The 14,990-nt window shown below is 51.6% G+C and carries 8 protein-coding genes and 1 pseudogene; all 9 read left to right on the top strand.

Features of this window, described 5'->3' with window-relative positions:
- Window positions 1–9 precede the first annotated feature (9 nt).
- The 9 genes and pseudogenes from glnT (at window position 10) to ACM1PF_RS28090 (ending at window position 14,810) form a co-directional block, all read left to right on the top strand.
- Complete coding sequence (gene glnT / locus ACM1PF_RS28130) at window positions 10–1,338, top strand: type III glutamate--ammonia ligase (protein ID WP_416669441.1); 1,329 nt, start codon at window positions 10–12, stop codon at window positions 1,336–1,338.
- Between the two features lie 29 nt (window positions 1,339–1,367).
- Window positions 1,368–2,264: a class II glutamine amidotransferase gene (locus ACM1PF_RS28125; protein WP_416669439.1), complete on the top strand. Its 897-nt coding sequence runs from the start codon at window positions 1,368–1,370 to the stop codon at window positions 2,262–2,264.
- A complete protein-coding gene (locus ACM1PF_RS28120; protein WP_416669437.1) occupies window positions 2,252–2,941 on the top strand; it encodes a GltB/FmdC/FwdC-like GXGXG domain-containing protein in 690 nt (229 codons plus the stop codon). Before ACM1PF_RS28125 ends, ACM1PF_RS28120 begins: the two co-directional genes overlap by 13 nt.
- Window positions 2,942–3,088: 147 nt before the next feature.
- Entirely contained in the window at window positions 3,089–4,453 is a 1,365-nt protein-coding gene (locus tag ACM1PF_RS28115; protein ID WP_416669435.1) for an FMN-binding glutamate synthase family protein, read from the top strand.
- Between the two features lie 227 nt (window positions 4,454–4,680).
- The gene (locus ACM1PF_RS28110) at window positions 4,681–5,562 is read left to right on the top strand and encodes an alpha/beta hydrolase (protein WP_416669433.1); all 882 of its coding nucleotides are present in this window, start codon (window positions 4,681–4,683) and stop codon (window positions 5,560–5,562) included.
- Window positions 5,563–6,643: 1,081 nt separating this feature from the next.
- Window positions 6,644–8,746 carry an AMP-dependent synthetase/ligase gene (locus ACM1PF_RS28105; protein WP_416669431.1) on the top strand — a complete coding sequence of 701 codons (2,103 nt, stop codon included), beginning with the start codon at window positions 6,644–6,646 and terminating at the stop codon, window positions 8,744–8,746.
- A gap of 13 nt (window positions 8,747–8,759) precedes the next feature.
- A complete protein-coding gene (locus ACM1PF_RS28100) occupies window positions 8,760–11,123 on the top strand; it encodes a 3-hydroxyacyl-CoA dehydrogenase/enoyl-CoA hydratase family protein (RefSeq protein ID WP_416676829.1) in 2,364 nt (787 codons plus the stop codon).
- Window positions 11,124–11,160: 37 nt separating this feature from the next.
- Window positions 11,161–12,342: a thiolase family protein gene (locus ACM1PF_RS28095; RefSeq protein WP_416669430.1), complete on the top strand. Its 1,182-nt coding sequence runs from the start codon at window positions 11,161–11,163 to the stop codon at window positions 12,340–12,342.
- Window positions 12,343–12,480: 138 nt separating this feature from the next.
- Window positions 12,481–14,810 (top strand): annotated as a pseudogene (locus ACM1PF_RS28090) (acyl-CoA dehydrogenase).
- The last annotated feature ends 180 nt before the right edge of the window (window positions 14,811–14,990 follow it).

Here is a 14,990-nt window from a genome sequence, read left to right as displayed (position 1 = left end):
GAACAGGCAATGACACCCGCAGAGGCAAAACAGTTTCTCGAAGCCCATCAGGTCAGGTTCGTTCTGGCCCAGTTTGTGGATATGCACGGAGTCGCCAAAACCAAAGCGGTTCCAGCTTCCCACTTTGATGACATCCTTGATCCGGGTGCAGGCTTTGCTGGTTTTGCCCTGTGGGGCATGGGACAGCAGCCCAACAGCCATGATTTTATGGCGATCGGTGATCCGAATACCCTCACCTTAGTGCCCTGGATGCCGGGCTTTGCGCGGATGGTGTGTGTGGGTCATGTGGACGGTGAACCTCATCCCTACGACTCGCGCTACATTCTGATGCAGCAAATCGATCGGCTGACGCAGAAGGGTTGGGTGCTGAATATGGGCATTGAACCGGAATTGTCTTTGCTAAAAAAAGATGCCACTGGACGGATTGTTCCCGCCGATGATTCGGATGTGTTGGATAAACCCTGTTACGATTACAAAGGCTTATCTCGTAGTCGCGTTTTTATCGAGAAGTTGGTCGAGAGTTTGCTCATAGCTGGATTTGATGTGTATCAAATCGATCACGAAGATGCGAATGGGCAATTTGAGATTAATTACACCTATGCGGATTGCTTGAAGACTGCCGATCGCCACATCTTTTTCAAAATGGCTGCCGCAGAAATTGCTAAAAGTATGGGATTGATTTGCTCCTTCATGCCAAAACCATTCAGCAATCGTACAGGAACGGGAATGCATATGCATTTATCCCTGTGGGAGGGCACAAAAAATCTATTTTACGACAATACTGATCCGCGACAATTGGGATTATCGAAACTCGCCTATCACTTCCTGGCTGGGCTTTTGACCCATGCTTCTGCGCTGGCCGCCATCTGCGCCCCCACGGTCAACTCCTACAAACGTCTGGTGGTGGGACGATCGCTGAGTGGAGCCACCTGGGCACCCGCCTACATTACCTACGGGGATAATAATCGATCGAGTCTGGTTCGCGCGCCCGGCGAGCGGTTGGAACTCCGGCTTCCCGACGGTTCCTGCAATCCCTATTTAGCCACTGCCGCTGTGATTGCTGCCGGATTAGACGGGATTGAAAATGAACTGGAACCGGGTGATCCCTATAATATTAACCTCTACGATCTCTCTGAGGCAGATTTAAAAGATAAAGGCATTCGCACCTTGCCGCAAAACTTAAAGGAAGCACTGGATGCTCTGGCAGAGGATCAGGTGATTAAAAACGCCCTGGGGGTAATGGCGGAGGAATTCATTACCCTGAAGCAGATGGAATGGGTGGAATATATGCGCCACGTTTCCGACTGGGAAGTGCAACGCTATCTGGAGTTTTTCTAACGGGATTTTCTAACGGGAGTGGATGAACCATGTGTGGCATTGTGGGTTTACTGATTAAAAATCCAGAGTTGCGGGATTCCCTGGGGGAATTAGTGGTGCCAATGCTGGTGGGAATGGGGGAACGCGGCCCCGACTCGGCGGGACTGGCAGTCTTCACCGAAACCCTTCCAGGCGGCTACCGCAAATACAGCCTTTATTCCGGCAGCAAAGCGGTGGACTGGGACACGATCGCCGCTGCTTTTCACACCGAGTTTGGTAGCCAGCCAGATGTGCGATCCCAGGGCAATCACGCGGTCTTTTCTGCCGATCAGTCTCCAGACCAGGTCAAACCCTGGTTTCGGTCACACTACCCCCACCTGCACCTGCTTTCCACCGGACAAACGATCGACCTGTACAAAGACACAGGCAGTCCGGCTCAGGTAGCAGAACGGTATCACCTGCGATCGCTCAAAGGTTCCCATGCCGTTGGACATACCCGCATGGCGACTGAATCTGCTGTCACGCCTGCCCACGCCCATCCCTTTACAGCGGGAGAGGATTTTTGTTTGGTGCATAATGGTTCATTGTCCAATCCCTACATGATTCGTCGGCAACTGGAACCCTTAGGAATTCAATTTGAAACGGATAATGACACGGAAGCTGCCTGCCGTTTTCTGGAGTGGCGAATGCGGGAAGGAGACGATTTGGAACAGGCAATCCAAACCGGATTTGCAGAATTGGACGGCTTCTACACCTTCTTGATGGGCACCGCAGACAAACTGGCTCTGGTACGGGATGCCTTTGCCTGTAAACCGGCGATCGTCGCTGAAACAGAAGATTACGTCGCAATTTCATCAGAATTTCGTTCCCTCGCCCACCTACCCAACGTGAAACAGGCTCACCTCTACGAGCCAGCACCGGAGGAAATGTACGTATGGACGGTTTAACCTTTGATTTAGCCCAAACGCCTTTACGAGACGTGAATCAATTTCTGCACCAAGACCCTTTGCATAACGGCGGGCAAACCATTCAGATTCTGAATCCCGATGGGGCACACAATATCGCAGTTGGCATCGATGCCCCGATTCAGGTGGAAATTCAGGGGCACGTCGGCTACTATGCGGCTGGAATGAACAAGTTAGCCACTGTCACCATCCATGGTAATGCAGGCCCCAGCGTGGCGGAAAATATGATGTCCGGGCGGGTTCACGTCAAGGGCTTTGCCTCCGTTTCGGCGGGTGCTTCGGCGCACGGGGGGCTGCTGGTCATTGATGGGGATGCGGGGTTGCGCTGCGGCATTTCCCTGAAGGGAGGCGATATTGTGGTGGGCGGGAGTGTGGGCAGTTTTTCTGCCTTTATGGCGCAGGCAGGACGGATCGTGGTTTGTGGAAATGCCGGAGATGCCTTGGGTGATTCATTATATGAAGCAGTGATCTACATTCGCGGAAAGATTAAATCGCTGGGAGCAGATGCCCAAATCGAACCGATGACGGCAGCAGATTATGCATCTGTAGAAGAACTATTGGCGAAAGCAGGATTTACCTACGATCCGAAAGAGTTTCAACGGGTTGCTTCAGCCAAACAGCTTTACCACTGGAATGCCGATGCGAATCAAGAATATTAATCCAGTAGGGGCGAAGCATTTGCGTAGAAAACTCTTGTTTCAAGCAATACGTCTTGCCACAAATGCTTCGCCCCTACGAGCGGTTGCCCCACAATCACCGAATTTAATGTTTGAAATGCCGATCGAATCAAAGATATAGAGGCAAATATGAACGACAAACCGATCTACCGTGAAGAATCCTGGGGATACGATCGCCGCACCCTGCACTATATCCAAAACGCGGCAGCGCATGGGTTATATGAGATTCGGGGGTTGGGGGCAAAACGCCGATTACCCCATTTTGATGATTTAGTTTTTTTGGGAGCTTCCCTGACTCGTTATCCCTTAGAGGGCTACCGAGAAAAATGCCTGACCAAAACCGTGTTGGGCACGCGCTACGCTGAAAAACCGATCGAATTAGAAATTCCGATCACGATCGCCGGAATGAGTTTTGGTTCCCTCTCCGCCCATGTGAAAGAGTCCCTGGGACGAGCCGCAACAGAAGCGGGGACATCAACGACGACGGGGGACGGCGGCATGACTTCCGAAGAACGCCTTTCCTCCAAAACTTTGGTTTACCAGTGTTTACCCTCTCGCTATGGGTTTAATCCCGATGATTTGCGTCAAGCCGATGCGATCGAAATTGTGATTGGTCAGGGGGCAAAACCAGGGGGTGGCGGCATGCTGCTGGGGCAAAAGATCAATGCTAGAGTGGCAGAAATGCGAACCCTACCGGAAGGCGTGGATCAGCGATCGGCCTGTCGCCATCCTGATTGGACAGGTTCCGATGACCTGACGATTAAGATTCAGGAATTGCGCGAACTCACCGACTGGCAAAAGCCAATTTACGTCAAAGTTGGAGCCTCTCGCACCTTTAATGATGTCAAACTCGCTGTTCATGCCGGAGCGGATGTAGTGGTGGTGGATGGGATGCAGGGGGGAACCGCAGCCACCCAGGCAGTCTTCATTGAGCACGTAGGCATTCCTACCCTGGCAGCAGTCCGGCAAGCTGTAGATGCCCTGGAAGACATGAACATGAAGGGTAAAGTGCAATTGATCATCTCTGGCGGAATTCGCACGGGGGCAGATGTGGCGAAGGCTTTAGCCATGGGAGCTGATGCGGTGTCGATCGGGCAGGCGGTGCTGATGGCGTTGGGCTGTAATAGTGAAACCTATGTCCAGAACGGCACACACTATTCGGCGATCGAGGATTATGCTGCTCTGGGAACGGCTCCGGGATACTGCCATCACTGTCATACCGGGAAATGCCCCGTCGGTGTTACCACCCAGGATGAGGAACTGGAACAACGGCTGGAACCGGAAGTAGGAGCGCGGCGGGTGAAGAATTATTTACAAACTTTGAATATGGAACTGACCACGATCGCCCGGGCCTGCGGCAAACAAAATGTTCATCATCTGGAACGGGAAGATCTGGTGGCACTCACCGTTGAAGCCGCCGCAATGGCTCAGATTCCCTTAGCAGGAACCGATTGGGTTCCAGGAGTAGCTAGAGGCTGGTCTAGTAATGGATAGATCGGTTAATAAAAGTGAAGATGTATTTTGTAGCACATTGCATAAGCCATCCTGGAATTAGGAGTGCTAAGGGGTATGCAGAAAAATAGCGTACCCAGTAGGAGGGCACAGCAGTTTGCCCTTACAGCAGATTTCTCCCAAGATTGGGATACCATTTTATTGCAGATCCCTAATGAGAACGGATGACCCGATTTATTGATTTTTCCGGTTAGGAGGTGCGCCCATTGATGTTACATACTGAAGGTACGTTTGCTGGCAAAGATGGTACATCCCTCTACTACCAGAGCTGGCATCCTGTAGCCCCCCCCAAAGCAATCCTTGGTATCCTGCATGGGTTGGGAGGACACAGTAATTTGTACCGAAATATCGTACAGGCGATCGTCCCTCAGGGCTATGCGATCTATGGTATGGATCTGCGAGGGCATGGGCGCTCGTCTGGACAGCGCGGCTACATCAACCAATGGACAGAATTTAGAGAAGATTTTGATTGTTTTCGGCAGTTGATAGCGACTCAGCATCCTGTATTGCCCTGTTTTGTCATGGGTCATAGCTTAGGCTCGATCGTTGTTCTTGATTATGCGCTGCACGATCTGGATGGTCTTTCCGGCATGATCTTAATGGCTCCTCCCCTAAAACCCGTCGGAGTTCCACCCCTGCGGTTGGCGATCGGCCGAATGGTTTCCCAGGTCTATCCTCGTTTTACGCTGAATACCGGCATTTCTCACAAAGCCATTTCCCGCAATCCTGAGGTGGTAGCCGCTTATATGAACGACCCGCTGCGCCACACAAAAGGGACGGCACGGTTAGTCACTGAGTATTTCAAAACCATCCAGTGGATTGAAGCAAACCTGCACTATTTGCAGACTCCAATTTTGTTGCTGCATGGTAGCGCAGATGCGATCGCTTTACCTGAAAGCAGCAATTTTCTGTTTGAGCAAATTCAAGTTGCAGACAAAGAATTTCGATTTTATCCAGAAGCGTTCCACGACCTGCATAACGATACAGATTATCAGCAAGTTGTAAATGATTTACTATTCTGGCTGGAGCGACACATTGAGGGAGACTTGAATTGGTGTCAATGGAGTGATAGCCGGGGGATTTCTGCCTGAACTGAACAAAGTTGGCAGAATTAGAATCACTGGACGATTCCAGGTGTCATTGATTGGGTGTATCCCACTTTTGCATTTGCATGATGGATAGTTTACTGGTAGGCAAGATGCCTGCGCTACGGAAATCGATCAATTTCAGTAGATCGAAAACGAATTGCATTCACGGCAACGCCTGCGTTAGATCCCCCTAAATCCCCCTTAAAAAGGGGGACTTCAACCCCTCTTCGGTTTGTGCTACGCACACGCTCCGCGAACGGTTCTCCCCTTTTCAAGGGGGGCTAGGGGAGATCCAAACAGGGTTTGTGATCTACTGAATTTGCATCAATGGGATGCTCCCTCATTGGTTGCCGTACAAAGTGCCTGATAAAAATAAGTCGATCATTGATAAATTTGAAAAAACTTATATTTTTGTTTATCTCTCTATAGAGTTCAATAATTTTGGGGCTGAGAGCTGATCTTATAATTTTCGATCTGGCTTGACGCTTTCTTGAAAATTAGCGCATCTGGGAGTAGTTGAGCAAATTCCTGGATGGTTTGAAAGCAGACTGTTTAAATTTTTTTCGAGAAATGTTTACAACAAGTATCATTTCCCACAGATTCAAAAAGCAGCAAGCTATACTAAATGACATCAAGCAATATCAATTCCTTAGATTAAAACGACCAAAGATTAAAACGACCCATTGTTGATAGAGGTACGGCAAGTTTAGTTTCCCTGGGAGTGATGCTCCTGAACCTTCAGGTGTGCTTAGAGTTCTAATTGGTATGGGTTAAAACACGATTGGTTTGCCGGAAAATGGCTGAAAAGTAACCATTTTTATCAAATTAAAACCAAAAGCTGTTGCGGTGAAATAAAAGCTCTGAAGCCGATCGATTTTGACGTTATTTCCTCTACTCTTCAACAGAAACAGTTAAACGCGACTACCCAACTGACGCAAGCAAGATCGTTCCAAACAACATTTCTTCCCCAGGCAACATTTTTTTATTGCTTAATTTTCGCTCACTTCTTGCATTAGATGGGTTGCTTGATCCGTCCACTGCTCCTTCAACCTAGTATGAAGTGTCACTTGCGCTTCCTAAAACGATGATTGCTATTTCTAACATTTATCGCGCTCCTCCTGACTCTGGTAGCTTAGTCTTGGGGCGATCGCTGCTTTCCTTACTGGATGAAGCCTGTGAGTGCCACCCTAACGAACAAGCCCTGAATCAGTGGCAAAACCGCAACTGGCAGTCGCTTTCTAACCACGCCTTTCGGACTGCGGTTGAGGAATGTGCTTTAGGGTTGCTGTCTTTGGGGTTAGAGCGCGGCGATCGGGTGGCGTTTGTGATGCATAGTGACCTCCCTTTTTGCATTGCAGACATGGGATGTTTGCTGGCAGGTCTGGTGAATGTGCCTATCGATCTGACTCAGACAATCGAAAATATCCTATTTATTCTGCAACATACTGCAGCGAAGGCATTAATTATTTCCAATTTAGAGTTGTTGAATCAATTGCTACCTCACTTGGGGGAGGCAGTGATGCTGCAATGGGTACTGGTGGTAGACGGAATTGAGGAGCGAACGGGAGCATTACAGGACTGTGAAGTGACTGAAAAAATCGAGGAGGAGCAACCAGAAAATAGCCAGGTTTGTTTACAGCTTGATGAAACCCATGTGATGCATTCTGCCAAACAGGGTGCTTTTTTACAGGAGGCAGTTTTACATGGAGTTCGGATGTTGTCGTTGCAGGAGGTGCGGCAGCAGGGAAAAGCGCGATGGTCAGCAGAACGCTTACAACAGTTACGATCGGCGATCGATCCTAAAGCTCTCGCCACGATGATCTACATTGCCAGTGAAACGAAGCAGCCCAAGGGAGTGATGCTGTCCCATGAAAACATTTCTGCTGATATTCTGAGTGCGTTTAGCAGCTATCCCAATTTAGCGACTGGGGCAGAGGAAGTTGTGCTGCTATTCCTACCCCTGACCCATATTTTTGCTCGCGCCTTTTTCTATGGACATTTAGCCTATGGACACAGCATTTATTTTTCTGATCCAGGTCACGTCATACGACACCTGAAATCTGTGAATCCAACTTTCATGATTACAGTGCCGCGGGTGCTGGAGAAAATCTATGAGCGGATTTTGGAACAGGGACGACGGTTGAGTAAGTTCGATCGCGCCATGTTCTTCTGGGCGTTGAAGCTCGCACAACGCTATGAGGTGGGGCAACCCTTGTCCCGGCTGTATGCCCTGCGGCTCAAGCTCGCCGATCGGTTGGTGTTTGCGCGGTGGCGATCGGTGTTTGGCGATCGGTTGAAGGCGTTTATTAGTGGTGGAGCAGCGTTGCGAGCAGAGCTAACCAATGTGTTTTCGGCAGCAGGACTGCCCGTTTTACAGGGCTATGGCTTGACGGAAACCAGCGCAGTTCTCTGCTACAACCGGGGCGAATACAACCGGGCGGGAACGGTCGGCGTACCGATTCCAGGAGTGGAACTTACCATTGCCGAAGATAGCGAAATTTTGGTGAAGGCTCCGTTTGTGATGCAGGGTTATTACCGTGATCCGTTAGCCACTCAGCGAGCGTTCAACCCCGAAGGCTGGCTGCATACAGGCGATTTGGGGGAACTGTCACCTGATGGATTTCTCAAAATTACTGGTGTGAAGAAACCCCTGTTTAAGCTGACGACGGGTAAGTACGTCTCACCGTTGCCCCTGGAACAGGAATTGATGCGATCGCCATATGTGTCCCACTCGATTACCGTGGGAGCCAATCAAAAATTCTGCGGCATGTTGATCTTTCCTAATTTATCAGCCCTGCGGCCAGAACTTTCGCAGCTTGACCCTGGCTCACTCAACCCGATTCCCCTGGATCCGGAATCGATCGAATCCTGGCTTCAGCATCCCTGCGTTTTATCCCTCTATCAATCCCTGATTGATGCTGCGAATTGCCACTTGCCCTACTGGTCAACGGTGAGAAAATTCAGGCTGATGAATGCGGAACTGACGATCGAAAATGGGCTGCTGAAACCAGACGGAACGCTTAACCGGGTACAGGTTATAGACACCTTTGCGATCGAGATTGCAATGCTATATGGAGAGGTAGAGCAAGAAAAATCGGAAGAATTGGCGAAAGATGCCGCACCGTCCTGTGTGTATATCCCTCCGGCGGAATGTCCGGTTTATGCCAAGTCGTTAACCCATTACTAGAGGAAGACCGATGTTGTTTCAACCGTTTCAAACTGTTGCTGTGCTGGGTGCAGGGGTGATGGGAACTCAGATTGCTGCCCACCTTGCCAATGCCGGATTAACGGTACATCTGCTGGATTTGCCCGCTCAAACGGGTAATAAAAATGGCATTGTGGAAGGGGCATTGAAAAAAGCTTTGAAGCAGTCCCCTCCGATTTTCTTCACCGAAAAGACGGCAAAGCGCGTCATCCTGGGAAACTATGAAGAACACTTCGATCGCCTCGCTGCGGCGGATTGGGTGATTGAAGCGGTGGTAGAAAATCTTAATGTAAAACAGGAGTTAATGCATCGAATTGAGCAGACCGTTCGGAAGGATGCCGTCATTTCAACGAACACAAGCGGTTTATCAATTGAGGCGATCGTCCAGAATTGCTCAAAATCGTTTCGTAAACGGTTTCTGGGAACGCACTTTTTTAATCCACCCCGCTACTTAAAATTACTGGAATTGATTCCAACGGACGAAACTAATCCCCAAGTTTTAGAACGAATGCAGTGGTTCGGTCGGATGCGTTTAGGTAAGGGCATTGTCGTTGCTAAAGACACGCCAAACTTCATCGCCAACCGGATTGGTGTTTTCGTCAGTCTGCTGGGACTGAAAGCCTGGCTGGAGCAGGGATATACGATCGAAGAAATTGATACCCTCACCGGAACGCTGGTGGGTCGCCCCAAGTCGGCTACGTTTCGGACTGCGGATTTGGTTGGGTTAGACACGCTGCTGTATGTAGCGGAAAATCTCTATCCTGCCATTCCTCAGGATGAATGCCGGGAGATGTTTCGGGTGCCGGAGGTGATGCGGAAGCTGGTGGAAACCGGATCGTTAGGCGCGAAAACGGGACAGGGCTTTTACAAAAAAGTGGAGGGCGAGATTCGATCGCTCAATCCCAAAACCTTCAATTACGAATCTGCGAAACCGTTGAACCTGGGCAACATTAGCGGGATCGAGCATCATCCGAGTTTAACAGAACGGCTGCAAAAGCTGTATCACCACCGGGGACGGGCAGGGGACTTTGTCCGGCAGTCCATTCTGGCAACGCTGGCTTATAGTGCGAATCGGATTCCTGAAATCGCCGATCGCCCCCTGGAAATTGATCAGGCAATGTGCTGGGGATTTGGCTGGACGCTGGGCCCATTTGAAATTTGGGATGTGCTGGGGTTTGAAACCGTGCTTCAGGATATGCAGCAAGCCGGATTCACGGTGCCTGCCTGGATTGAGGAAATGCAACGGCATCACATCACCCAGTTCTACCGCGAGCGACAACTGTATTTGCCGCAACAGGGCTACATCTCGCTGCCTGCCGCAACCGACGAAATTCACCTGGCAGAAATTAAGTCTAATCCGAAGGCGACCCTTTGGCACAACAGCGAAGCGGCTTTGCTGGATCTGGGCGATGGCGTGGTGCTGTACGAATTTCGCTCCAAGGCAAACACCCTCAGCGTTAAGGTAATTGACGGACTGGTGGCGGCTCTGGATTGGCTGGAAGCCCATGATGAAATTCGGGGCATGGTGATTGGCAATGAGGGCGAGAATTTCTGTGTGGGGATTAATCTGGCGGAGGTCGGCAAAATTGCCCAATGGGAAAACCTGAATCCGTTTAACCATTCCCACTCTCGCATTGCCGATTTGCTCACCCAGTTTCAAACCCTGGTACAGCGAATTCACTATTTCCCCAAGCCGATCGTCGCGGCGATTCAGGGGCGGGTGTTGGGCGGTGGCTGTGAGCTGGCAATGGCTTGTCCCCAGGTGGTTGCCGATGCCGAAACCTATATTGGCTTAGTGGAACTGGGCGTGGGACTGATTCCGGCGGGCGGCGGTTTGATGCGGCTGGCGCGGTGGACGGGTCATCAGGCGATCTCCGATGCGCCGGGGGATATTCTACCCTGGCTGAAGCGGGTGTTTGAAACGATCGGCATGGCCAAGGTGGCAAACAGTGCCCTAGAAGGGAAAGAACTCGGCTTCTTAGCTCCGACCACCAAAATGGTGATCAATGGCGACCGGCGGCTGTATGTTGCCAAGCAAGAGGTAATTTGCCTCGATCAGTCCGGCTATGCCCCTCCTCCCCATGAGCCGATTCCGGTACTCGGACAATCCGCCAGAGCCACCCTGGAACATATGGCTTACGTCATGCAGCAGGGCGGTTACATCAGTGAATACGATCGCACCCTGGCCCATCGTCTTGCCTATGTCCTGACGGGTGGTGATCTGACCATTCCCTCAGAAGTCAATGATGATTACTTGCTGGGGTTAGAACGCGACAACTTCTTACCGCTAATCGACGAACCAAAGACCAAAGACCGGATTTTACACATGCTGAAAACGAAGAAGCCATTAAGGAATTGAGCGGGAACTGAGCAAGGAATGAGCAAGGAATAGAGCCATGAGAAACGTATACATTGTCAGCAGTGTTCGCACGGCAGTGGGCAAGGCTCCCCGGGGAACCCTCCGCCATACACGCCCAGAGGATTTGGGAGCAGCGGCTGTACGCGGGGCACTCACCAAAATTGACGGATTAGTCTCTAATCAAGTCGATGACGTGATCCTGGGTTGCGCCATGCCAGAAGCCGAGCAGGGCTATAACCTGGGGCGAGTGGTGGGATTGCGCGCGGGTCTACCGGATTCGGTATCTGGCTGCACGGTGAATCGGTTGTGCTCGTCCGGGCTACAGTCGATCGCCATGGCCCATCAGGCGATCGCCCTGAACCAGGCGGAGGTGGTGGTGGCGGGGGGAGTGGAGTCGATGAGCCTGATTCCGATGGGGGGACACCAGTTTTCCCCCAATGCGGAATTGCTGGCGGATGCTCCTGAGACTTACATCACGATGGGCTTAACGGCGGAGAATGTCGCTACCCAGTTTCAGATTTCCCGTGCTGATCAAGATGCCTTTGCCCTGCGATCGCACCAAAAAGCCGTAGCCGCCATCCAGGCAGGACACTTTAAACCAGAGATTGTCCCCATTACCGTGCGGGAAACCCACTATGTCAACGGTAGACCGGAGGCAAAAGAGATTATTTTTGACACGGATGAAGGCCCTCGCACTGACACAAGTTTAGCAGCTCTCTCTCGCCTCAAACCTGTCTTCCATGTGAAAGGCACCGTCACCGCAGGCAACTCTTCCCAAACCTCAGATGGGGCAGCCGCCACGGTACTGATGAGCGATCGAATGGTGAATGAGTTAGGCATTCAACCCATGGCGCGGTTAATGGGCTTTGCCGTCATGGGTGTTCCCCCCGAAATTATGGGCATTGGCCCCGTTGCTGCCATTCCCAAGGTGTTGAAACAGGTGAACTTAACCCTGGAGGAGATTGGCTTAATTGAACTGAACGAAGCCTTCGCTGCCCAGTCGTTAGCCGTAATTCGGGAATTAGGTCTGAATGAAGACATTGTGAATGTGAATGGGGGAGCGATCGCGCTGGGGCATCCGCTGGGCTGTACGGGGTCGAAATTGACGGCAACCCTGCTACACGAAATGCAGCGACGGGGAATTCGTTATGGCATGGTGACGATGTGTGTGGGGGGTGGTATGGGAGCGGCGGGGGTGTATGAGAATTTGATGGTTTGAATGGGAGGTGACACTGGGCGGGCAAGATGCCCACCCCACAAGAGGTTCTCTATTCCCCATTTTTTGTACGGGCGCATTGCAATTTTTTGTACGGGCGCATTGCAATGCGCCCCTACTGTCTTCCCAAAGGAGAGAATCATGTATTTGGCTATCTTGATCTCAATCGCAATTATTTTTCTTGTCTGTCTCTTCTTGATTCCACCTATCAGACGAAACCTGATCACTCGCTGGATCGTGCAGGCAATTCAGGCGATGAAATTATTGCCTCGGATTTCGGAGACGGAACGAGCGGCGATCGAGGCGGGAAATGTTTGGGTTGAGGGGGAGTTTTTTACGGGTAAACCAGACTTCGATCGCATTCTGGAGGAACCCTATCCAGAGGTATCGCCAGAACTTCAGGCGTTTTTGGATGGGCCGGTGGAGCAGGTGTGTCAGATGGCGACGGACTGGGAGATTTATCAGCGGAAAGACTTGCCGCCTGAAGTGTGGGACTACCTGAAGCAGGAGCGATTCTTTGGCATGATGATTCCCCAGGAGTATGGTGGACTGGGATTTTCCAACCTGGCGTATAGTGCGGTGATGGTGAAATTGGCTTCCCGATCGTTTACCCATGTGGCAACGGTGGGGGTAGCGAATTCTTTGGGGCCGCGAAACTGCTGCTGCGCTACGGGACGGATGAACAGAAACAGCACTATCTGCCTCGACTGGCGCGAGGGGAAGACATTCCCTGCTTTGCCCTGACGGAACCCACGGCTGGCTCGGATGCCGCCAGTTTAATCTCCCACGGGGAAGTGTTTCGGGGAACGGATGATCAGCTTTATCTACGGCTGAACTGGCGCAAGCGGTACATTACCCTGGGAGCGATCGCCACCTTACTGGGACTAGCCTTTCGCCTGCGTGATCCGGCGAACCTGCTGGGTAAAGGTGAGGATGTGGGGATTACCTGCGTGTTAGTGCCGACGAGTACGCCCGGAGTGGTGATTAACAAACGGCATGACCCCATGGGCGTTCCTTTCTACAATTCGCCCACAGAAGGGCATGATGTGATTCTGCCGATCGACCAGATTATTGGGGGGGTGGAGCAGGCGGGACAGGGTTGGAAGATGCTGATGCAAACCCTGGCAGCGGGTCGGGGAGTCAGCTTCCCTGCTACCTGTACGGGGGTGGCAAAACTGGTGGCGCGGGTGGTGGGTGCCCATAGTGTGGTGCGGCAACAGTTTGGATTGTCGATCGGACGGTTTGAAGGAGTGGAGGAACCGTTGGCGCGAATTGGTGGGTTTGCTTACCTGATGGATGCAGCCCGACTGTACACCTGTGGAGCCGTCGATCGCGGTGAGCAACCGGCTGTCGTCTCTGCCATTGCCAAGTACAACACCACCGAGCTTTCCCGCCAGATGATCAACGACGGGATGGATATTCTGGGCGGTTCTGGCATTTGTCGCGGGCCGCGTAATTTACTCGCTAACATTTACACCGCAACGCCCATTTCCATTACCGTTGAAGGGGCAAACATTCTCACCCGCACCTTAATGATTTTTGGACAGGGTGCGATTCGCTGCCATCCCTATGTGTATCAGGAGATTCAGTCCCTGAGCCAGAAGGATGTGGCGGCCTTCGATCGCGCTTTCTGGGGACATATGGGATCGCTGGTCAGCAATAGCGTTCGGACAGTGCTGTTGAGCCTGACGCGAGGACGGTTGGCGCGATCGCCTGTGCGGGGAGAAACGGCTCGCTATTACCGCAAGCTAGCCTGGGCTTCCGCCACCTTTGCCCTCCTGACGGATATTGCCCTCCTTTCCTTCGGCGGTTCCCTCAAGCGCAAAGAAAAGCTGACTGGACGGTTTGCCGATGTCCTCTCCTGGCTCTACCTGGGAACAGCGACCCTACGCCGTTTTGAAGCCGAAGGTCGCCAAACGGAAGATCTCCCCCTGGTACACTGGTCAATGCAATACGCCTTTGCCCAGATTCAGCAAGCTTTTGAAGGGATTTTCAGCAATCTGGATGTGCCCCTGCTCGGCATCCTGTTCCGGTATCCGATCCTGTCCTGGTGGCGGCTCAATTCCATTGGCACTCCCCCGTCCGATCGCCTCGGTCATCAGGTTGCCCAAATCCTGCAAACCCCAGGACAACAGCGCGATCGTCTCACCGCAGGCATCTTCATTCCCACCGATCCGGAACAGGCTCTAGGACGGATCGAACACGCCCTGGAATTGGTGCATCAAGCTGAACCGATCGCCCGCAAAATCAAAACCGCCAAACAAGCGGGACAACTCCCCTCTGGTTCACCCGATCAACTCATCGAATTTGCCTACCAGACAGGCATCATCACCGCAGCTGAAAAACTCCTGGTTCAGCAAGCCGAACGCGATCGGATTGATGCGATTCAGGTTGATGCCTTCACCTTTGAGGACTATCAGCAGGAACGAATGCAGCCGATCGATGATCCGAAACTGGTAGGTTCGGTATAGTCTTCTAAAATCTCCTACATCCTCAACACTGATTGAGCAGGCGAGCATTCCCAGTTAACAATTGGCGATCGTTTTTGACACCCACCAGAAGCAATTCAAGTACCACCTCATAGATCAGAAGAAGCATCTCAATGGTTCAATTCTTTTCACCTCCCACGCTCCCGCATCCCGAAACTCAGG

The sequence above is a fragment of the Egbenema bharatensis FJBBOT/2019 genome, assembly GCF_048077055.1.
GTDB classification, from domain to species: domain Bacteria; phylum Cyanobacteriota; class Cyanobacteriia; order Elainellales; family Elainellaceae; genus Egbenema; species Egbenema bharatensis.
This window is presented reverse-complemented; position numbering and strand designations above follow the sequence as displayed.